Here is a 19,298-nt window from a genome sequence, read left to right as displayed (position 1 = left end):
CTCGAGCACAGCGCCCGGGCCGCCGCCCACCTGCGCAAGACCATTTCGGCCGCCTCGGGCTGGCTGCCCTTCGACCACTGGATGGCGGAGGCGCTGTATGCGCCCGGCCTGGGCTATTACGCAGCCGGCAGCGTCAAGCTGGCGGAGGCGCCCGAGGCGCCGGGCCTGCCGGGCGGCGACTTCGTCACCGCGCCCCAGCTTACGCCGCTCTTCGCGCGCACGATGGCGCGGCAGGCCGCCCAGATCCTGAAGCAGACGGGCACGCAGGCGGTGCTGGAATTCGGCGCGGGCACCGGCGCGCTGGCCGCAGGGGTGCTGAACGAGCTCGACGGGCTGGGCCTGACGCAGACCCGCTACTTCATCCTGGAAGTATCCGCCGACCTGCGCCAGCGGCAGGCCGAAAGGCTGGCGCCCCATGGCGGGCGCGTGCAGTGGCTGGAGGCCCTGCCCTCTTCTTTTTCGGGCTGCGTGCTGGCCAACGAAGTGCTCGACGCCATGCCCGTGCGCCTTTTTTGCTGGAGCGCGTCCGGCCAGGTGCTGGAACGCGGGGTGGCGCTGGACGCCGCCGGCGGGTTCGTCTGGGAAGACCGGCCCGCGCCCGCGGAACTCGCCCAGGCCGTGGCCGCGCGCATGCCGCCCCTGCCGGGCTATGTGTCGGAAATCAACCTGCAGGCCGAGGCCTGGATGCGCGCCATGGGCGGCTGGCTGGAAAACGGCGCGGCCATTCTGGTGGACTACGGATTTCCGCGCAGCGAGTACTACCATCCCCAGCGCGCCGGCGGCACGCTGATGTGCCACCTGCGCCACCACGCCCACGGCGACCCGTTCACCGCCTGCGGCCTGCAGGACATCACCGCGCACGTGGACTTCACCGCCATGGCCGATGCCGCCCTGGAAGCCGGGCTGCAGGTGCTGGGCTATACGTCGCAGGCGCGCTTCCTGATGAATGCGGGGCTGATGGACCTGCTGGCGGCGCTGGATCCGGCGGACACGCGCGGCTACGCGCAGGCCGTGGCGCCGGTGCAGAAACTGCTGTCCGAAGCGGAGATGGGCGAACTCTTCAAGGTGCTGGCCGTGGGCAAGGGCATCCGCGAACCGCTCATCGGCTTCGCGCGCGGCGACCGGCTCGGCAAGCTCTGAGCGCCGGACGGCGCCCCGCTACAGGGCGGCTAGGCGCTCGAGCCGCGCCTCGCGCACGGCCTGCTTGATGCGCGCCGTATCGCCGGCGCAGGCGCGCGCGATGGCCCCGGCATCCACGCCGCGCACCGCCTGCACCCGACGCCGCCAGGCCGGCTCGTCCACCGGGCCGAGCACGGCGGCCGCGTCCAGCAGCTCGAAAAAACGGTCCGGCTTGCGCAGCGCGTCGGTCTGCTCCAGCAGGGCGAGCCGCGAGGCGGCATCCGCGCTGCCGGCCAGCCCCTGCAGCAGCACCGGAAGCAGCCGCGCATGGTCGTTGCATTCGGCCGGCACGCGCAGGCGGCGGCCCAGCGCCGCGCGCTCGCCGCTCAGGCGGCACAGCAGCGCATAGCGCCCGGGCAGCGGCAGATTCCGGCCTGCGGCGCGGTCCAGGTCGGCGCTCACGGCCTGCGCGCCTTCCAGCTCGGGCATGACGCGCTCCAGCGCGCCCGACTGCGCCAGCACCTCCAGCATGCGGGACGGCCGCCCGGCCATGAGGCCACGCGACAGCTCTTTCCAGACGCGCTCGGGCACCAGGGCGTCGGCCTCGCCCGCCCGGACCATATCGCGGCACAGCTCCAGCGTCTCGGGCGCGACGCGGAAGTCGGCGAAACGGGCGGCGAAGCGCGCCAGCCGCAGGATGCGCACCGGGTCTTCGGCGAAAGCTTCGCCCACGTGACGCAGTACGCGCGCGCGCACGTCGGCCGCGCCGTTCAGCGGATCGACCAGCTCGCCTTCGGGCGTGCGGGCAATGGCGTTCACGGTAAGGTCGCGCCTGCGCAGATCGTCTTCGAGCGAGACGTCCGCGCCGGTGTAGAAGGTGAAGCCCTTGTAGCCGCGCCCGGACTTGCGCTCGGTGCGCGCGAGCGCGTATTCCTCCTTGGTGACCGGATGCAGGAAGACGGGAAAGTCGCCGCCCACGGGCACGAAGCCCCGCCGCGCCATCTCCTGCGGCGTGGCGCCCACCACCACCCAGTCGCGGTCGCCCGCGGGCAGGCCCAGCAGCGCGTCGCGCACCGCGCCGCCCACCACGTAAACGTCCAGGCCCTGAACCGCCGGATCGCGGGTCATGGCAGCCTGGCGGCGGTTTCCACGCCCGCGCCCGGCGGCACGATCAGGCCCAGGCGCTCCTTGAGCGACTGCGGCTGGCCGCTGAACATGGCGGCGTAGTACACGGCGTTGGACATCACGTTCTTCACGTAGGTGCGGGTTTCGGTGAAGGGGATGGTCTCGGCGAAGATGGCGCCCTCCACCGGATGCGTGAAGGTGGCGCGCCAGGTCTGCGGCCGGCGCGGCCCGGCGTTGTAGCCCGCGCTGGCCAGCACCTGCGAGCCGTCCAGGTCGCGCAGCACCATGTTGAGGTAATTGGTGCCCAGGATGGTGTTGGTGTCGAAATCGTTGACGCTGTCCGGCGTGAAGTCCGTCATGCCGATCTTCTTGGCCACCCATTTGGCGGTCGCGGGCATGAGCTGCATCAGGCCGGAGGCGCCCACGTGCGAGCGGGCGTCCGTGATGAAGCGCGACTCCTGCCGGATGAGGCCGTAGACCCAGGCGGGGTCCAGCGCGATGGCGTTGGCCTTGGCCGCGACGCGCCCCTCGAACGGCGCGATGAAGCGCTGGCTGAAGTCGAACTCTTTTTCCGTGCGGTCGGACGTGTTGACGACGCGGTCGTAGATGTTCTCCGCGCGCGCCAGCTCGGCGGCGGCCAGCAACTGGCGGTCGTTCATGCCGCGCAGCGCGAAATTCCACTCGGGCACGGCCTCGGCGCGCCAGCCCAGGCGGAAAAGCGAAATCGCGCGCCGCAGCCCCGGGTTGGCGCGCGCTTCGGCCATTTCGGCGTCGGTCACGGGCGCCGGGCGGGGCGGCACGGTAATGCGCCGGCCCAGCTCTTCCGCGGCGAGCTGGCCGTAGAAGTCGAAGCGGTCGGCGATGCTCGCGTAGGCGGCCTGCGCCTGGTCCTGGCGGCCGGTCGCGGCCAGGCCGCGCGCCTTCCAGTACACCCAGGAAGGCTCGGCCTGCTGCGACGCGGGCATCTCGCCGATGGAGGCCAGCACCCATTTCCAGTCGATGCGGGGTTGGCGCAGCGCGGCGCGCACCTTCCAGGCGGCGTTGTATTCGGTCATGCGGACGTGGCCGGCCTCGCGGTACCAGTCGTCCGCGCGGCTGTCCTGGTTGAGCGCCGCGGCCAGCGCGTACTGCCCGCGCACCCAGGCCAGGTTGGACGGGGAAAGCGACTTGGCCCATTCGCGCCGCAGGTAGGAATCGGCCACGCTGATGTCCGAGCCCGAACGGGCCAGCCGGGCCAGCGCGATGGTGACCAGCTCTTTTTCGTTGCGCCCGACCGGCATGCGGCCCTGCCGCGTCAGCCATTTCATCGGGTCTTTCATGAGCAGGTCGTAGGTTTTCTGGTCGCGGGGCTCGAACATGTATTGCACGAACCTGCGCGCATCGGCCGTCTTGTTGGCCTCGATGGCGTCGCGCAATTGCGGCTCCAGTTCATCCCAGCCCAGGACGCGGTCGGCCACGAGCTGGTCGTACAGGGCCCAGCACGCCGTGCCCGGCGCGAATACCTCCATGGCCTCGCGCGCGGTGACGCGCTGCCCGGTCATGTGGCGCGCGTCGAGTATGGCGCACTCGATCTGGGAATTGGTGTTCCGGACCGGCGACAGCTTGCGCACGGTTTCGAAATCGCCGCCGCGGGCGGCGGCCAGCAGCCAGTCGCCGCGCAGGCGGTCGGCCAGGTAGGCGTCGGGGTTGCTGCTGATGAAGCGCTGCAACTGCGCGGTGGGCCGCTCGCCGGCGGGCACGGTCCAGAGCTGGTAGCGCAGCAGCCAGTATTCCGGATACATGCCCAGCGGGTCGTCCTGGGCCTGGGGCGCCAGGGCGCCCAGCACCGACCACTGCTTGCGGGTCATGGCTTCGCGCGCGGCCACCACCGCGGCGCGCGCGGGCGTATCGGGCTCGGACGGCAGGCCCGCCAGCACAGCCGGCGGCACCGAGATGGCCGGCTGGGGCGCCGCCGCCTGCGGCTGCGCATTGACCGAGGCCGCGCGCTGCTGCGCGCCCACCGGCGCGCAGGCCGCCGTGAAGAGGGCCAGCAGGGGCAGCCAGGCGCGCAGCCCCCGGCCGGACGCCGGGCTGGCGGACACGCTGCCGGATTTTCGGGGCGATTTCTGATACCGTCGGAAGTGCGCGATCCTGGTCATGCCGCTTTCCTTTTCGGGGCGCGACAGTCCGGGACGCGACAGTCCGGGGCGCAGCGGCCCGTCGTCCGGCACGCGGCCCGGCGCGTTGCTTCGCACATTCCTGTTTCCGACTTCACCGTCCACCCCATCGACCACCACCCGCATGACTACGCAGAAAAATATGCCAGAGAATAACGCAGTCGGGCTGCGGGCGCGATTGCGCCAGCAACGCGCCGCGCTGCCCGAAAACCAGCGCAGCCGCGGCGCGCTGCTCATGCGGGGGCGCCTGTACACCTGGCTGAACCTGGCCCGCGAGGCGGCGGTGGCCGCCGGCCGGCCGGCTCCCACCACTGTGGCCGCCTTCTGGCCCATGCCGGATGAGCCGGACCTACGCCCGCTGCTGACTCAATGGGCCGAGGCCCACATGACCGTGACGCTGCCCGTGGTGCGGGAACGCAACGCGCCGCTGGCCTTTCTGCCCTGGACGCCCGAGGCCGAGATGCGCGCCGGCCCCTACGGCATCCAGGAGCCGGTTTCCGGCCCCGACCTGGTGCCCGACGTCATCCTGGTGCCCACGCTGGGCTATACGGCCCATGGCGACCGCCTGGGCTATGGCGGAGGCTACTACGACCGCACCCTGGCCGCGCTGCGGGCCAAGGGGCACGACTTCCTCGCCATCGGCGTCGCCTGGCGCTGCGGCGAACTCGACGCCGGCTACCAGGCCGCGCCCCACGACGAGCCGCTGGACGCGGTTCTCACCGAAGACGGCTGGGCGCTGCAGCCGCCTTCGGGCGCGCTGGGCCCCTCGGGCGCGCCGCTGCAATCGTTCCGCATGAACTGACGCCCGCGGGCCGGCGCCCGCCCCAGGCCATTCGCGTCCCCGCGCCGGGCGGGCCGCGCACCACCGCCGCCCGGCGCTTTGCACCATAATGGTGCAAAGCGCCGGCTCCCGCCACCTCCCCGCGCGGCGCGGCCGCCTCGCCGGCCGCCTCATCCGCCAAGAGGATGGCGGCGGCCCGCCATGGGGAGGATATTTCCCTCCGGACCCCGTCGCCCGCAGTTGGCACACGGGTTGCTTGTTCTACGTGCATGCCGGCCCCGCAGGGCCGGAAAACGGCCCCGGCCAGCGGGCCGCCGCAACCGCTATGGAGGAGCCATGAATCACACGACCGGCCGTCCCGCCGCCTATGACGAGATGCGGGAGCCCGGCGGCGCGGCGCGCTCCCATTACCAGGCGTTCGAGCGCTGGCACCAGGAGCAGTCGGCCGAATCGATGCGCACGCGCCGGCTGGAGGCGGACCTCACCTTCCGGCGGGTCGGCATTACCTTTTCCGTGGCCGGCGACGCGGCGGGCACCGAGCGCCTGATCCCCTTCGACCTCATCCCGCGCATCATTCCCGCCGAGGAATGGCGCAGCCTGGAGGCCGGACTGAAGCAACGCGTGCGCGCACTGAACATGTTCCTGCATGACATCTATCACGAGCACGACATCGTGCGCGCCGGCGTGGTGCCGGCCGAGCAGGTGTTCCTGAACGCGCAGTACCGCCCGGAAATGCAGGACGTGAACGTGGCCGAGGACATTTATTGCCACATCGCGGGCGTGGACATCGTGCGCGCGGGCGCGGGCGAGTTCTATGTGCTGGAGGACAACCTGCGGGTGCCGTCGGGGGTGTCGTACATGCTGGAGAACCGCAAGATGTCCATGCGGCTCATGCCGGACGCGTTCAGCCGCATCAAGGTCGGGCCGGTGGCGCACTACCCCGACCTGCTGCTGGACAACCTGCGCGAAGTGGCGCCGCATGGCGGCGACGACCCCACCGTGGTGGTGCTGACCCCGGGCATGTACAACTCCGCCTATTTCGAGCATGCCTTCCTGGCGCAGCAGATGGGCGTGGAGCTGGTGGAGGGCCAGGATCTCTTCGTGGAACGGAACACGGTCTACATGCGCACCACGCAAGGCCCGCGCAAGGTGGACGTGATCTACCGCCGCATCGACGACGATTTTCTCGATCCGCTGTCTTTCCGCGCCGATTCGGCGCTGGGCGTGCCGGGCCTGCTGTCGGTGTACCGCGCGGGGCGCGTCACGCTGGCCAACGCCATCGGCACGGGCATCGCGGACGACAAGTCCACCTATCTCCACGTGCCCGACATGATCCGCTTCTACCTGGGCGAGGAGCCGCTGCTGTCCAATGTGCCCACGTGGCGCTGCGGGCAGCCGCAAGACCTGTCGCACGTGCTGGCCAATATGCATGAACTCGTGGTCAAGGAAGTGCACGGCGCGGGCGGCTACGGCATGCTGGTGGGGCCTTCGGCCACGCGCGCCGAAGTGGACGCCTTCCGCGAGCGGGTGCGCGCGCATCCGGCCAACTACATCGCCCAGCCCACGCTGGCGCTCTCCACCGTGCCCACGTATGTGGAATCGGGCATAGCGCCGCGCCACGTGGACCTGCGCCCCTACGTGCTGTGCGGCAAGGATATCCGCACCGTGCCCGGCGGCCTGTGCCGCGTCGCGCTCACCGAAGGTTCGCTGGTGGTCAACAGCAGCCAGGGCGGCGGCACCAAGGACACCTGGGTACTGGAGGACTGAACATGCTGAGCCGAACCGCCGACAACCTGTTCTGGATGTGCCGCTACACCGAGCGCGCCGAGAACACCGCGCGCATGCTGGACGTGAACCTGCAGATGTCGCTGCTGCCGCAGGACACGCAGATGCGCCAGGGCTCCTGGCTGGGCGTGCTGCGCATCTCCGAACTGCAGGGGCCGTACCAGGCCCGCCATGCCGCCATTTCGCCGCAGGACGTGCTGCATTTCATGGTGCGCGACCCGGACAACCCTTCTTCCATCTACGCCTGCATGCGCGCGGCCCGCGAGAATGCGCGCGCGGTGCGCGGCAGCCTCACCACCGAGGTCTGGGAAACCTACAACACCACCTGGCTGGAACTGCAGAAGCTCCTGAACGCCGGCCTGCCGGAGCGCAATCCGGGCGAGTTCTTCGAGTGGGTCAAGTTCCGCTCGCACCTGGCGCGCGGCGTCACCATCGGCACCATGCTGGAAGACGAGGCGCTCTATTTCATGCGCCTCGGCATGCACCTGGAGCGCGCCGACAACACCGCGCGCATGCTGGACGTGAAATTCCACGAGCGCGGCGGCGCGGCCGACGCCTGGGGCCAGACCGCGGAGCAGAGCGAGTTCTACCGCTGGTCGGCCCTGCTCAGCTCGGTGTCGGGGCTGGAGATCTACCGCAAGGTATATCGCGACGTGATCACGCCGGACCGGGTGGCCGAACTCCTCATCCTGCACGGCGACATGCCGCGCTCGCTGTTGGCCAGCATCCGCGCCGTGGCCGGGGACCTGGCGCGCGTCTCCAACCGGCGCTCGCGGGAAACCGAGCGCCGCGCGGGCATGCTGTGGGCGCAGCTGCAATACGGCCGGGTGGAAGACATACTCGCCGGCGGGCTGCACCGCTACCTGGAACACTTCCTGGACCGCGTCAACGATCTGGGCAACCGGATCAGCCAGGACTTCCTGCTGCCGCTGTCGGCCTAGGACGTGTTCCGGCATCGACGGGCCTTAACCCTGGGGACAGGCATGAAACAGTTCATTACGCACGTCACGCACTACCGCTACACCGCGCCGGTCATCTACAGCATCCAGACCCTGCGCCTGACGCCCCGCGACGACGAGCACCAGCGCGTGCTGCGCTGGCAGATCGACGCCCCCGGCGAACTGGAGCGCCAGGTCGACGCCTACGGCAACATCACGCACACGCTCACGCTGAACCGCCCGCACACCGAGATCGAACTGCGGGTCACGGGGCAGGTGCTGGTGGAGCCGCTCGTGCGGGGCGCGCTGGGCGGCGAGGACAGCCGGCTGCCCGTGCACGCTTATTGCGTGCAGACGCCGTTGACGCAAGCCGACGACACCATCATGGCTTTCGTGCGCGAGGCGCTGCCCGGCGGCCTGAATACGCCCGAAGACGCGCTGGCGCTGGCCGAGGCCATCTGTGCGCGCGTGGCCTACGAACCCGGCACCACCGACGTCACCACCGCCGCCGGCCAGGTGCTGGCCCTGGGCCATGGCGTCTGCCAGGACCACGCGCATCTTTTTCTGGCCTGCGTGCGCGGGCTGGGCGTGCCGGCCCGCTACGTGAGCGGCTACCTCTACACCGCCGCCGAACATGCGGCCAGCCACGCCTGGGCCGACGTGTGGCTGCCGGGCGCGGGCTGGACCAGCGTGGACATCACCAACCGCCAGTTCGCCTCCGAGTGCCACTGCCGGCTGGCGGTGGCGCGCGACTACGATTCCGCCTCGCCGGTGCGGGGCGTGCGCAGCGGCGGCGGCGAGGAATCCATGGAAGCCACGGTGCAGGTGCAGGCGGGCCAGCAGTAGACGGCGCGGGACGTCGCCGGGCGCCCGGCGAGGGGCGCCCCGGGCCAGCGCTCCGCTCCTGCGGCGCAATACAATGCGGCGTGGCTTCCCCCTGTTTCCGATCATGACCTACTGCATAGCGGCCCGCCTCGATTCCGGCCTGGTCTTCCTGTCCGACTCCCGCACCAACGCGGGGGTGGACCAGATCAGCGTCTTCCGCAAAATGACCGTGTTCGAGCTGCCGGGCGAGCGCGTCATGGCGCTGATGACCTCCGGCAACCTCGCCGTGAGCCAGGCGGTGCTCAACGCGCTGGACCGCCAGCCCGACGAGGACGGCGAATCGCTCTGGAACGCGCCCGACATGTTCGAGGCCGCGCGCCGCGTGGGCGCGGCCGTGCGCCGGGTCTACCACCAGGAGGCCGAGGCGCTGCGGGCGCAGGGCGTGGACTTCAACGTCAACCTGATCTTCGGCGGCCAGATCGGCGCCGAGCGCTGCCGCCTGTTCCAGATCTACTCCGCAGGCAATTTCATCGAGGCCGGCGAAGAATGCCCGTATTTCCAGATCGGCGAGGCCAAGTACGGCAAGCCCATCCTGGACCGCGTGCTGCGGCCCGGCACCTCGCTGGACGAGGCTGCGAAATGCGCCCTGATTTCCATGGATTCGACGCTGCGCTCCAATATCTCGGTCGGCCTGCCGCTGGACCTGCTGGTCTATGACGCGGGCTCGCTGCGCATCACCCACTTCGCCTGCATCGACGAGCGCAACGAATATTTCCGCATGATCCGCAGCACCTGGGGCGAGCGGCTGCGCCAGGTCTTCGCCGAGATTCCGGACCCGCTCTGGACCAATCCGGAAGCGCCGGACTCGCTGGTGCCGGCCGGCCGCGTGCACCAGCCCCGGCGCGCCCGCCCCGCCGAGACGCCGCCCGAAGGCTATGGCGCGCCCCAGGTGCTTGCCCAGGATCCGGGCAAGCCCCAGCCCAATTAGGGCGTGTTAACCCTGGCGTTTTCCCGCACTTTCCGCTTGCCTAAACCCGGCTTGTAAAACCACGAATTCTCATTCGCGCGCTGTCGCGCCACACTGGCGGCCAGCCCGCCCCTTGCGGGCCTCTATCTACAAGACCCCTCAAGGAGCGAGACATGCCCCCTATTCTTGCGCGCGCCCGCTGCACGCTCGCCTGGACCGCCGTGGCGCTGGGCTGCCTGGCCGCCGGCCCGGCAGCCGCGCAGAACGCCTATCCGAATCATCCCATTACGCTGGTGGTGCCGTTTGCCGCGGGCGGCCCCACCGACGTGGTGGCCCGCAGCCTGGGCGCGGCCATGTCCAAGACGCTGGGACAGAGCATCGTCATCGAGAACCGCACGGGCGCCGGCGGCACCCTGGCCTCCACCCACGTGGCGCGCGCCGCCCCCGACGGCTACACCTTCCTCATCCACCACAACGGCATGGCCACCGCGCCCGCGCTCTACCGCAAGCTGCCGTACGATCCGCTGAAGGACTTCGACTACGTGGGCCAGGTGGCCGACGTGCCCATGACGCTGCTCGGCCGCAAGGACCTGCCCGCCGCCGACATGCCCGCCTTCATCAAGTACGCGCGAGAAAAGGGCGATAAGGTCAACCTGGCCAACGCCGGCCTGGGCGCGGTGTCGCAACTGTGCGGCATGCTGCTGCAGGAGGCGCTGGGCACCCAGTTCACCACCGTGCCCTACGCCGGCACCGCCCCCGCGCTCACCGCCCTGCTGGGCGGCCAGGTGGACGTGCTGTGCGACCAGACCACCCAGACCATCCCGCACATCAAGGCCGAGCGCGTGAAGCTCTACGGCGTCACCACGCTGGACCGCATCAAGGCCCTGCCGGACGCGCCCACGCTGCAGGAGTCCGGCCTGAAAGGCTTCGAGGTGAAGGTTTGGCACGGCGTGTACGCGCCCAAGGGCACGCCGCCCGAGGCCATCGCTAAATTCAACGCCGCCCTGCGCGCGGGCCTGAAGGATCCGGCCTTCCGCCAGAAGATGGCCGACCTGGGCGCCGAGATCGTGCCGGAATCCAAGCAGACGCCGGCAGGCCTGCAGACTTGGCTGCAGTCCGAAGTGAACAAATGGGGCCCCATCATCCGCAAGGCGGGCGTCTACGCCGATTGAGCACACCGCGCAGCAGCGCCCGGCCGGGTCCGGCCGGGCGAAGAAAACGGGCCGCGAGGCCCGTTTTCTTTTGTTGCCGCCGGGCCGCTCGCGCGGCCCCGGCCCCTCTTCGGCCGGCGCGCCGCCTCAGCGCGACAGCGATTTCCAGATCGCCATTGGCGCTTCGGCGTGGTTCAGGGTATAGAAGTGCAGGCCCGGCGCGCCGTTCTCCAGCAGGGTCTGGCACAGCTCGGTGACCACGTCCACGCCGAAGGCGCGGATGGACGCCTTGTCGTCGCCGAACTCGGCCAGCCGCAGCCGGATCCAGCGCGGCACTTCCGCCCCGCACATTTCCGAGAAGCGCAGCAGCTGCGTATGGTTCGTGATGGGCATGATGCCCGGCACGATGGGCGCGGAAACGCCCTTGGCCCGGGCCCGCTCGACGAAATCGAAATAGGCGTCGGCGTTGAAGAAATACTGCGTGATGGCGGAATCGGCCCCGGCCTGCATCTTGGCCACGAAGTGCGCCAGGTCAGCGGACGGATTGGCCGCCTGCGGATGCATCTCGGGGTAGGCCGCCACCTCGATGTGGAACCAGTCTCCGGTTTCCTCGCGGATGAAGGAAACCAGCTCGTTGGCGTATCGCAGCTCGCCCGCGTCGCCGCCCATGCCCGAAGGCAGGTCGCCGCGCAGGGCGACCACGCGCCGCACGCCTTCGTTCTTGTAGGACAGGAGAATGTCGCGCAGGTCCTGGCGGCTGGCGCCCACGCACGACAGGTGCGGCGCGGCGTCGCAGCCCAGGTTGCGCAGCGTGCGCACGGCGTCGGCCGTGCCCGCGCGCGTGGAGCCGCCCGCGCCGAAAGTCACGCTGACGTACTTCGGCTGGATGGCGAGCATCTGCTTGGCCGCGCGGACCAGCCGCTCCTGGCCCGCCAGGTCGCGCGGCGGGAAGAACTCCAGGCTGAAAGCAGGAGAAATCGAATCGGACATATCAGTTATCCATGGCGCTCACGCACCGGATGAAACAGGCGTCGCCCCATCGGGATGCCGCGAAGCCGGCGTTGCCGGTCCGTTGGCATGCTCCCTTCGAGGGGGCGGCGCGCAGCACTTCGGGAGTAGGCCCCACTCACGGAATCAGCTTGGTGAGCAGGCCGGAGATGATGCTGTAGAGAATGGCGCCGCCCACGGCCCACCAGAACCCGTTGACCTGGAAGCCGCGCAGCACCGAGCCCACGAACCAGAACAACAGGGCGTTTATCACGATCAGGAACAGGCCGAGCGTAACGATGGTGATGGGCAGCGTCAGCAGCACCAGCACCGGCTTGACCAGCATGTTCACCAGGCCCAGCACCAGCGCGGCGATGAGCGCCGACCCGAAGCTGGCAACGGTAATGCCGGGCAACAGATAAGCCACCGCCAGAAGCGCCACCGCGTTCAGGATCCACACGAGTATCAATGCCATGTTCGGCCTCCAGTTATGCGCCCGGGGCCGGGCCGCCCTGCGGGGCCCCGGCCTTGCCGGACCGGAAAACCCGCGCCGGCATGGCGCGGGACTTTCCTATTTTGCTACAACCGATCAGTAGCGATAGTGGTTGGGCTTGTAGGGGCCTTCCACCGGCACGCTGATGTAGTCGGCCTGCTCCTTGCGCAGCGTGGTCAGCCTGGCGCCGAGCTTCTTCAGGTGCAGGCGGGCGACCTTCTCGTCGAGGTGCTTGGGCAGCACGTAGACTTCGCCCGACTTGTACGCCTCGTTGCGCGTGAAAAGCTCGATCTGCGCGATGGTCTGGTTGGCGAACGACGACGACATCACGAACGAGGGATGGCCGGTGGCGCAGCCCAGGTTCACCAGGCGGCCCTTGGCCAGCAGGATGATGCGCTTGCCGTCGGGGAAGATCACGTGGTCGACCTGCGGCTTGATCTCTTCCCACTTGCAGTTTTCGAGGCTGGCGACGTCGATCTCGTTGTCGAAGTGGCCGATATTGCACACGATGGCCTGGTCTTTCATGGCCTCCATGTGCTCGCGGGTGATGACGTGGTAGTTGCCCGTGGCCGTGACGAAGATGTCGGCGTGCGGCGCCGCCTCTTCCATGGTCACGACCTTGTAGCCTTCCATGGCGGCCTGCAGCGCGCAGATCGGGTCGATTTCCGTGACCCACACCTGGGCGCGCAGCGCGGCCAGCGCCTGGGCGCAGCCCTTGCCCACGTCGCCGTAGCCGGCCACCACGGCAATCTTGCCCGCCACCATGACGTCGGTGGCGCGCTTGATGCCGTCCACCAGCGATTCGCGGCAGCCGTACAGGTTGTCGAACTTCGACTTCGTGACCGAGTCGTTCACATTGATGGCGGCGAAGGCCAGCTCGCCCTTCTGCGACATCTGGTAGAGGCGGTGCACGCCGGTGGTGGTTTCCTCGGTGACGCCCTTGATCTGCGCCAGGCGGGTGGAGTACCACTTGGGGTCGCGCGCCAGCGTTTCCTTGATGGCGGCGAACAGCACGCGCTCTTCCTCGCTGCCCGGCTTGTCGAGCACGGAGGCGTCCTGCTCGGCCTTGGCGCCCAGGTGCAGCAGCAGCGTGGCATCGCCGCCGTCGTCCAGGATCATGTTGGCGTGCTGCCCGTTGGGCCATTCGAAGATCTTGTGGGTGTACTGCCAGTACTCCTGCAGCGTCTCGCCCTTGACCGCGAAGACCGGGGTGCCGGAGGCGGCGATGGCGGCGGCGGCGTGGTCCTGCGTGGAGAAGATGTTGCACGACGCCCAGCGCACTTCGGCGCCCAGCGCCACCAGCGTCTCGATGAGCACGCCGGTCTGGATGGTCATGTGCAGGCTGCCGGCGATGCGCGCGCCCTTGAGCGGCTTCTGCGCGGCGAATTCCTCGCGGATGGCCATGAGGCCGGGCATCTCGGTTTCGGCGATGGCCAGCTCGCGGCGGCCCCAGCCGGCCAGCGACAGGTCGGCCACGACGTAGTCGGTGAAGGATTTATCGGTAACAGCGTTCATGGTGTGTAGGCTCCACGTGTAAATCGAACGGCGCAAGGCACGGCCGGACAGCGCGAAGACACCACGAAAAAACAAAGGCGCCCGCCTTTCCCGCCATGTGCGACAAAGGTGAGCGCCGTTGCTGCGTCGCCGCGCGGTGCGCGGCGCCCATGCAGGGTTTCCTGAGCCTGGCGAACCGCGGCCCGTGCGCTGGGCACACCGGCGGAATCGTCGCAACGCTCCTCAGGTTTGTCGGGCATTGTACCGGTTTGGCCTGGGCCGGTGAATAGCGCCTCAGCCCGCCTGCGCCAGCGGCCGGCCGGGCTCGGCGGCGGCCGTCAAGGGCGACAGGGCGGCCAGCAGGCCGGCGGCCACCGCGTCCCAGCCGTGCGCCAGGGCGCGCCGGCGCACGGTTTCGCGGTCCAGCGCCAGCGCCGCCCGGCAGGCGCGGCCCAGGTCGTGGTCCAGCACGCCGGTCACGCCCTGCTCCACCACCGCCAGCGGCGCCGCGCAGGGCAGCGCCGCCACCGGCGTGCCGCAGGCCATGGCCTCCAGCATCACCAGGCCGAAGGTGTCGGTCAGGCTGGGAAACACGAACACGTCGGCCGCCGAATAGACATCGGGCAGCGCATCGTCGCCCAGCATGCCCAGGAAGTGCGCCCGCGGGTAGCGCCGGCGCAGGCGGGCCTCGTCGGGGCCGCCGCCCACCACCACCTTGGAGCCCGGCAGGTCCAGCGACAGGAAAGCATCGAGGTTCTTCTCGCGGGCCACGCGGCCCACGCTCAGGAAAACCGGACGCGGCAGGCCGTAGGGCGCGCCGCCCGGCACCGGCCGGAAGCGGCCCGGGTCCACCCCGCGCGACCATACCTGCAGATTTCCGAAACCGCGCCCGGCCAGCGCGTCGCGCACCGTGGGCGTGGGCACGAGCACGCGCTGCGACGGCGCGTGGAACCAGCGCAGAAAGCGCCACGGCAGCGACTCGGGGATGCCCATGCGCGCCTTCAGGTAGTCGGGAAACATCGTGTGGAACGAGGTCGTGAAGCGCCAGCCGCGCGCCAGCGCCATGCGGCGCGCCGCCAGGCCCAGCGGCCCCTCGGTGGCGATGTGCAGCGCATCGGGCTGCATGCCGCCCAGCGCCCGCCGCAGTTGCCTGCCGGGCAGCAGGCACAGCCGCAACTGCGGCTCGGACGGCGCGGGAACGGTGAGACTGCCCTCGGGACTCACGACGACGAGTTCGTGCCCCCAGGAAGTCAGTATCTGCAGCATGGTCGTCCAGGTGCGGACGACCCCGTTGACTTGCGGATGCCAGGCATCCGTGACCAGGACGATGCGCATGCGGGCCGGATCTCCGTCTTGCGTGGGCGGGCAAGCCCCCATTGGGCCCGCGCAAGATGACACGGCCAAGACGATCCGGGCCATGCGGCCCGGCTCCGCCTATTTGCTGTTGCGCCGCGGATACCCCTGCGCCGTGATGCGCTCCCAGACGGCGCGCTTTTCATCGTCGGTCATGAAGACCCAGTTGGCCACTTCCATGGCCGTACGGCCGCAGCCCCGGCAGATGTCGTCGAACAGCGTGGAGCACACCGCCACGCAGGGCGAGTCCGAGGCCTTGAAGGCGCGCTGGGCGTCTTCGGGCTCGGGCAGTGCGGAGAGATCGGCGAGATCGGTGGAATAACGGCTCATGCGGCGAAGGTTACCACCAGCGCTGCGTCCCTTTTTTCATGTCCCTACCGCGATGCATGGCTTGGCTGGCCGGCCCAGCCGAAAAACGCCGACGCTTCCGCCAGCACTTCGCCGGGGACCTCCTCGGCCAGGTAATGCGCCCCCGCAAGCGCCCGGCCGCCGGCCTGCCCGGCCACTGCCCGCCAGAGCGCCAGCACGTCGAAATTCCGCCCCACCGCGCCGCGTTCGCCCCACAGCACCCGCAAGGGCATGCGCAGCCGCTCGCCGGCGGCCCGGCCCTGGCGGTCGTGCTCCAGGTCCAGCGTGGCCGAGGCCCGGTAGTCTTCGCAGATGCCGGTGGCCCAGCCCGGCAGCCGGGCGGCGCGCTCGTATTCCGCCATGGCGCGCGGGTCGAAATGCGCCAGCCCGCCCGGGCGGCCGCCCATGATGGAACGCAGGTAGAACACCGGATCGCGTTCGATCATGGTTTCCGGCAGCGGTGCCGGCTGGATCAGCCAGAACCAGTGGAAATAGGCTTGCGCGAAGGCGCGCGAGGTCTGTTCGTACATGTCCAGCGTGGGCGCGATGTCCAGCAGCATCATGCGCGAGACGGCCTCGGGATGATCCAGGCCCAGCCGGTGCGCCACGCGCGCGCCGCGGTCGTGCGCCAGCACCTCGAAACGCGCGTGGCCCAGCGCCCGCATGAGCGCGACCATGTCCGCCGCCATGACGCGCTTGGAATGGGCCGAGTGGCCCGGCGCGGCGGCGGGCTTGTCGCTGTCTCCATAGCCGCGCAGGTCGGCCGCCACGCAGCGGCGGTGGCGGATCAGCTCGGGCCACATGCGATGCCAGATGGCGTGCGTCTGCGGATGGCCGTGCAACAGCAGCAGCGGCGGCCCGCTGCCCTCGCAGCGCGCGGCGATGCGGATGCCGTTGACGGCGTAGCGGCGGACGGGGAGATCGAAGAAATCGGCCATGGCATCCATCTTACGGCTTCGCATCGAGGCGGTCGCGCACGCGGCGCGCCACGTCTTTCATCCACGGAAACCGGGCCCAGTGGGCCGCCTCGAAGCGGGCCACTTCCTCGAGCCGGCCCAGCGAGGCGCCCACCATGTCCCGGCCTTCGGCGAACATGCGCCGATGCCGCGGCGGCAGCGAAAAGTCCGCATGTCAGCCATCGGCCGCGCTCACCCGGCCGGCCTCCACGTCAATGCGCAGGCGGGCGCCCGCGGCCGACGACACCCGCGCCAGCAGCGCATCGACCTGCGCGGCGGGCAGGCTCACCAGCAGCAGCCCGTTGTTGAGCGCATTGAAATAGAAGATCTCGCCGAAGCTGGGCGCGATGACCGCGCGGATGCCGAACTGCTGCTGCCCCCACACCGCATGCTGCTGCGGCTGAACGCCACATTCGGGTTCAGCCGCGCCCACATCGTGCCCGCCGTATCGGATTTCGCGCGCCAGTATCCCGAGGTGGAAGTGCAGCTCAAGCTCACCGACCGTCCGCTCAACCTCATCGAAGAAGGGTTCGACGCCGCCGTGCGTTTCGGCGAGCTGCCCGACGCGCGGGTCATCGCCCGCAAGATCGCGTTCAACCGACGCCTGCTGTGCGCCTCGCCCCGCTATCTGGAAACCTACGGCGAGCCCCGTGCGCCGGGCGAGCTGCAGCGCCACCGCTGCATCGTGGTGCGCGAGAACGACGTGGCCTACGGCACCTGGCGGCTGGATTGCGGCCAGCGCTCCGAAACCGTCAAGGTGCGCGGGCCGCTCAGTTCCAACGACGGCCAATCCGCGCTGCAATGGGCGCTGGACGGCCACGGCATCGTCATGCGGTCGGAATGGGAAACCGAGGCTTACCTGCGCGACGGCCGCCTGCGCCAGGTGCTGCCCGACTGGAACACCCCGCCCGCCGACATCCACGTGGTCTACCCCGAGCGCCTGAACCTGCCGGCCAAGACGCTGGCTTTCGTGGAGTTCCTGTCGCAGCGCTTCGCCCGCCGGCTGCGCGCGCCGGGCGCGCAGCATCCGGTCTGGCAGGCCCGGGGCTAATTGACCTTCGCGCCCGACACCGCCACCGCTTCTTTCCAGGCCGCGAGCTCGCGGTCGATGTGCCGGCCGAACGCCTCGGGGGTCGAGCCCACGACCTCGTAGCCATAGCCATTGAGCTGCGCCTTCACCTCCGGCGCCCGCAGCGCCTCGGCGATGCCTTTGCTCAGCGTTTCCACCACGGCCGGCGGCGTGCCGGCCGGCGCGAGAATGCCGTACCAGCCGTTGACCACGAAGCCCGGCACGCTCTCGGCCACGGTGGGCACGTCGGGCAGCAGCGCCGAGCGCCGTTCGCCCGTCACGGCGATCGCCTTGAGCTTGCCGGCCCGCACCTGCGGCAGCGAAGTCGAAATGCTGTCGAACATCAGGGACACTTCGCCGCCCAGCAGCGCCACCACGGCCGGCCCGCTGCCCTTGTAGGGGACGTGCATCATGTTCGTGCCGGTGCGCTGCTTGAACATTTCGGCGGCCAGGTGGCTGGTGTTGCCGTTGCCCGCCGACGCGAAGCTCAGCTTGCCCGGATGGTCCTTGGCGTAGGCGATCAACTCCGGAATGGTGTCGGCCTGCGTGGAAAGCGGCGCGGCCACCAGCATGGGCAGCGTCGCCGCCAGGGACACCGGCGCGAAATCGCGGCGCGTGTCGTAGGGCAGCGAGGGGTACAGGCTGGGGTTGATGGCGTGCGCGGCCAGCACCATCAGCACCGTATAGCCGTCGGGCTTCGCGCGCGCCAGCTGGGCCGAGGCGATGGTGCCGCCCGCTCCGGGCTTGTACTCCAGCACCACGGGCTGGCCCCACATTTTCTGCAATTGCGCGCCCAGCGGCCGGGCCAGCATGTCGGCGCTGCCGCCCGGCGGATAGGGAATCAGCAGCGTTATAGGCTTGTCGGGATAGCCCTGTGCGGCGTGGGCCGCGCCCAGGCACAGCAAACCTGTCGCAACCGCGGCCATGCGGGCCGGCAGGGAACGGATCATCGCAAGCTCCTTTGCCCGCGCGGGGCTCGAGTGTTCAGGCGTAGCGGGGCGCGCCGCTGGCGTCCCGCTCGATGAAACGCAGGCCGTCCGGGAAACGCAGCGGCGCGCCGGTCACGGACTGCAGCCATTCGCGGCTCAGGCCCTGCAGCATGGCGTGCACGCTCAAGCCCTGCGGCGTCACGTCGATGACCGCCAGATCGGTGTAGATGCGCGTCACCACGCCGGCGCCGGTCAGCGGATACGTGCATTCGCGCAGGATCTTGGGCGCGCCGTCGCGGCCCCGGTGCTCCATGGTGACCAGCACCTGCCGGGCGCCCACCGCCAGGTCCATGGCGCCGCCCACGGCGGGAATGGCGTCGGCCGCGTCGGTCTTCCAGTTGGCCAGGTCGCCGCGCTCGGACACCTGGAACGCGCCGAGCACCGCATAATCCAGATGCCCGCCGCGCATCATGGCAAACGAGATCGTGTGCTCGGTGACCGAGGCGCCCACGCGCAGCGTGACGGGCTGGCGGCTGGCATTGATGAGGTCGGGATCGACGGCATCGCCCGCGGCCGCCGGCCCCATGCCCAGGATGCCGTTCTCGCTGTGCAAGAGGATTTCCCTGTCCGGCGGCAGATAGTCGCCCACCAGCGTGGGCATGCCGATGCCCAGATTCACGATGGCGCCGTCGGGAATATCTCCGGCCAGCAACTGCGCGATCTGCTGGCGGCTCAAGCCCTTGATGTCTTCGGTGTCTTGCTGCATGTCTGTTTCCCAGGGCGCCAAGCGCCGTCACATGAAATGGATGCGTTCTCCCGCCC

The 19,298-nt window shown here is 69.9% G+C and carries 19 protein-coding genes, 1 pseudogene and 1 riboswitch; of the genes and pseudogenes, 8 read left to right on the top strand and 12 right to left on the bottom strand.

The annotated features are described in order from the left end of the window. On the top strand, positions 1-1,140 hold a 1,140-nt coding region (locus NGJ44_RS14425), incomplete at its 5' end, for a class I SAM-dependent methyltransferase (protein ID WP_251864355.1). Between the two features lie 18 nt (positions 1,141-1,158). Here NGJ44_RS14425 and NGJ44_RS14420 read toward each other — a convergent pair. Then, positions 1,159-2,247 (bottom strand): tRNA nucleotidyltransferase/poly(A) polymerase-related protein, encoded by a 1,089-nt coding sequence (locus NGJ44_RS14420; protein ID WP_286012368.1) that lies wholly within the window; start codon positions 2,245-2,247, stop codon positions 1,159-1,161. Further along, positions 2,244-4,382 carry a lytic transglycosylase domain-containing protein gene (locus NGJ44_RS14415; protein ID WP_251864354.1) on the bottom strand — a complete coding sequence of 713 codons (2,139 nt, stop codon included), beginning with the start codon at positions 4,380-4,382 and terminating at the stop codon, positions 2,244-2,246. The genes NGJ44_RS14420 and NGJ44_RS14415 overlap by 4 nt, the downstream gene beginning before the upstream one ends. Before the next feature lie 160 nt (positions 4,383-4,542). On the opposite strand from NGJ44_RS14415, the gene NGJ44_RS14410 reads away from it, so the two are divergent. The 6 genes from NGJ44_RS14410 (at position 4,543) to NGJ44_RS14385 (ending at position 10,868) form a co-directional block, all read left to right on the top strand. Further along, positions 4,543-5,202, top strand: coding sequence for a 5-formyltetrahydrofolate cyclo-ligase (locus tag NGJ44_RS14410; protein ID WP_502802135.1), 660 nt, complete (start codon positions 4,543-4,545; stop codon positions 5,200-5,202). A 315-nt stretch (positions 5,203-5,517) separates the two neighbouring features. Further along, complete coding sequence (locus NGJ44_RS14405) at positions 5,518-6,948, top strand: circularly permuted type 2 ATP-grasp protein (RefSeq protein WP_251864352.1); 1,431 nt, start codon at positions 5,518-5,520, stop codon at positions 6,946-6,948. Positions 6,949-6,950: 2 nt separating this feature from the next. After that, on the top strand, positions 6,951-7,907 hold the full coding sequence (locus NGJ44_RS14400) for an alpha-E domain-containing protein (RefSeq protein WP_053244469.1): 957 nt from the start codon (positions 6,951-6,953) through the stop codon (positions 7,905-7,907). Positions 7,908-7,949: 42 nt separating this feature from the next. Continuing rightward, complete coding sequence (locus NGJ44_RS14395; protein ID WP_053244468.1) at positions 7,950-8,750, top strand: transglutaminase family protein; 801 nt, start codon at positions 7,950-7,952, stop codon at positions 8,748-8,750. Between the two features lie 103 nt (positions 8,751-8,853). Continuing rightward, positions 8,854-9,717 carry a proteasome-type protease gene (locus NGJ44_RS14390; RefSeq protein ID WP_251864351.1) on the top strand — a complete coding sequence of 288 codons (864 nt, stop codon included), beginning with the start codon at positions 8,854-8,856 and terminating at the stop codon, positions 9,715-9,717. A 152-nt stretch (positions 9,718-9,869) separates the two neighbouring features. Beyond that, on the top strand, positions 9,870-10,868 hold the full coding sequence (locus NGJ44_RS14385; protein ID WP_251864350.1) for a tripartite tricarboxylate transporter substrate-binding protein: 999 nt from the start codon (positions 9,870-9,872) through the stop codon (positions 10,866-10,868). A 126-nt stretch (positions 10,869-10,994) separates the two neighbouring features. Here the strand turns inward: NGJ44_RS14385 and metF are convergent, their stop codons facing one another. The 8 genes from metF to NGJ44_RS14345 all read right to left on the bottom strand — a co-directional run bounded on the left by metF (position 10,995) and on the right by NGJ44_RS14345 (position 16,863). Then, entirely contained in the window at positions 10,995-11,837 is an 843-nt protein-coding gene (gene metF, locus NGJ44_RS14380) for a methylenetetrahydrofolate reductase [NAD(P)H] (RefSeq protein ID WP_251864349.1), read from the bottom strand. A gap of 136 nt (positions 11,838-11,973) precedes the next feature. After that, complete coding sequence (locus tag NGJ44_RS14375; protein WP_251864348.1) at positions 11,974-12,309, bottom strand: phage holin family protein; 336 nt, start codon at positions 12,307-12,309, stop codon at positions 11,974-11,976. A 114-nt stretch (positions 12,310-12,423) separates the two neighbouring features. Continuing rightward, positions 12,424-13,842: an adenosylhomocysteinase gene (ahcY, locus tag NGJ44_RS14370; RefSeq protein WP_053244466.1), complete on the bottom strand. Its 1,419-nt coding sequence runs from the start codon at positions 13,840-13,842 to the stop codon at positions 12,424-12,426. 103 nt (positions 13,843-13,945) lie between these two features. Further along, positions 13,946-14,072, bottom strand: a riboswitch (S-adenosyl-L-homocysteine riboswitch). Between the two features lie 43 nt (positions 14,073-14,115). Next, positions 14,116-15,156, bottom strand: a complete 1,041-nt coding sequence (locus NGJ44_RS14365; protein WP_251864347.1) for a glycosyltransferase family 4 protein — start codon at positions 15,154-15,156, stop codon at positions 14,116-14,118. Between the two features lie 99 nt (positions 15,157-15,255). After that, positions 15,256-15,504 (bottom strand): DUF1289 domain-containing protein, encoded by a 249-nt coding sequence (locus tag NGJ44_RS14360; RefSeq protein ID WP_053246554.1) that lies wholly within the window; start codon positions 15,502-15,504, stop codon positions 15,256-15,258. A 44-nt stretch (positions 15,505-15,548) separates the two neighbouring features. Continuing rightward, positions 15,549-16,460: an alpha/beta fold hydrolase gene (locus tag NGJ44_RS14355; protein ID WP_082308560.1), complete on the bottom strand. Its 912-nt coding sequence runs from the start codon at positions 16,458-16,460 to the stop codon at positions 15,549-15,551. Positions 16,461-16,470: 10 nt separating this feature from the next. Further along, complete coding sequence (locus NGJ44_RS14350; protein ID WP_251864346.1) at positions 16,471-16,617, bottom strand: hypothetical protein; 147 nt, start codon at positions 16,615-16,617, stop codon at positions 16,471-16,473. A 36-nt stretch (positions 16,618-16,653) separates the two neighbouring features. Then, complete coding sequence (locus NGJ44_RS14345; RefSeq protein ID WP_251864345.1) at positions 16,654-16,863, bottom strand: 3-isopropylmalate dehydratase small subunit; 210 nt, start codon at positions 16,861-16,863, stop codon at positions 16,654-16,656. Between the two features lie 6 nt (positions 16,864-16,869). Between NGJ44_RS14345 and NGJ44_RS14340 the strand changes: the two are divergent. Further along, a pseudogene (locus tag NGJ44_RS14340) lies at positions 16,870-17,529 on the top strand (LysR substrate-binding domain-containing protein); the annotation flags it as partial. On the opposite strand, the gene NGJ44_RS14335 reads toward NGJ44_RS14340, so the two are convergent. Both NGJ44_RS14335 and NGJ44_RS14330 read right to left on the bottom strand, forming a co-directional pair. Then, entirely contained in the window at positions 17,526-18,497 is a 972-nt protein-coding gene (locus NGJ44_RS14335) for a Bug family tripartite tricarboxylate transporter substrate binding protein (protein WP_053246686.1), read from the bottom strand. The pseudogene NGJ44_RS14340 and the gene NGJ44_RS14335 overlap by 4 nt on opposite strands. Before the next feature lie 34 nt (positions 18,498-18,531). Next, positions 18,532-19,242 (bottom strand): 3-oxoacid CoA-transferase subunit B, encoded by a 711-nt coding sequence (locus tag NGJ44_RS14330; RefSeq protein ID WP_251864344.1) that lies wholly within the window; start codon positions 19,240-19,242, stop codon positions 18,532-18,534. Between the last annotated feature and the right edge of the window lie 56 nt (positions 19,243-19,298).

The organism is Achromobacter sp. Marseille-Q4962 (assembly GCF_943737005.1).
Classification (GTDB): domain Bacteria; phylum Pseudomonadota; class Gammaproteobacteria; order Burkholderiales; family Burkholderiaceae_B; genus Achromobacter.
This window is presented reverse-complemented; position numbering and strand designations above follow the sequence as displayed.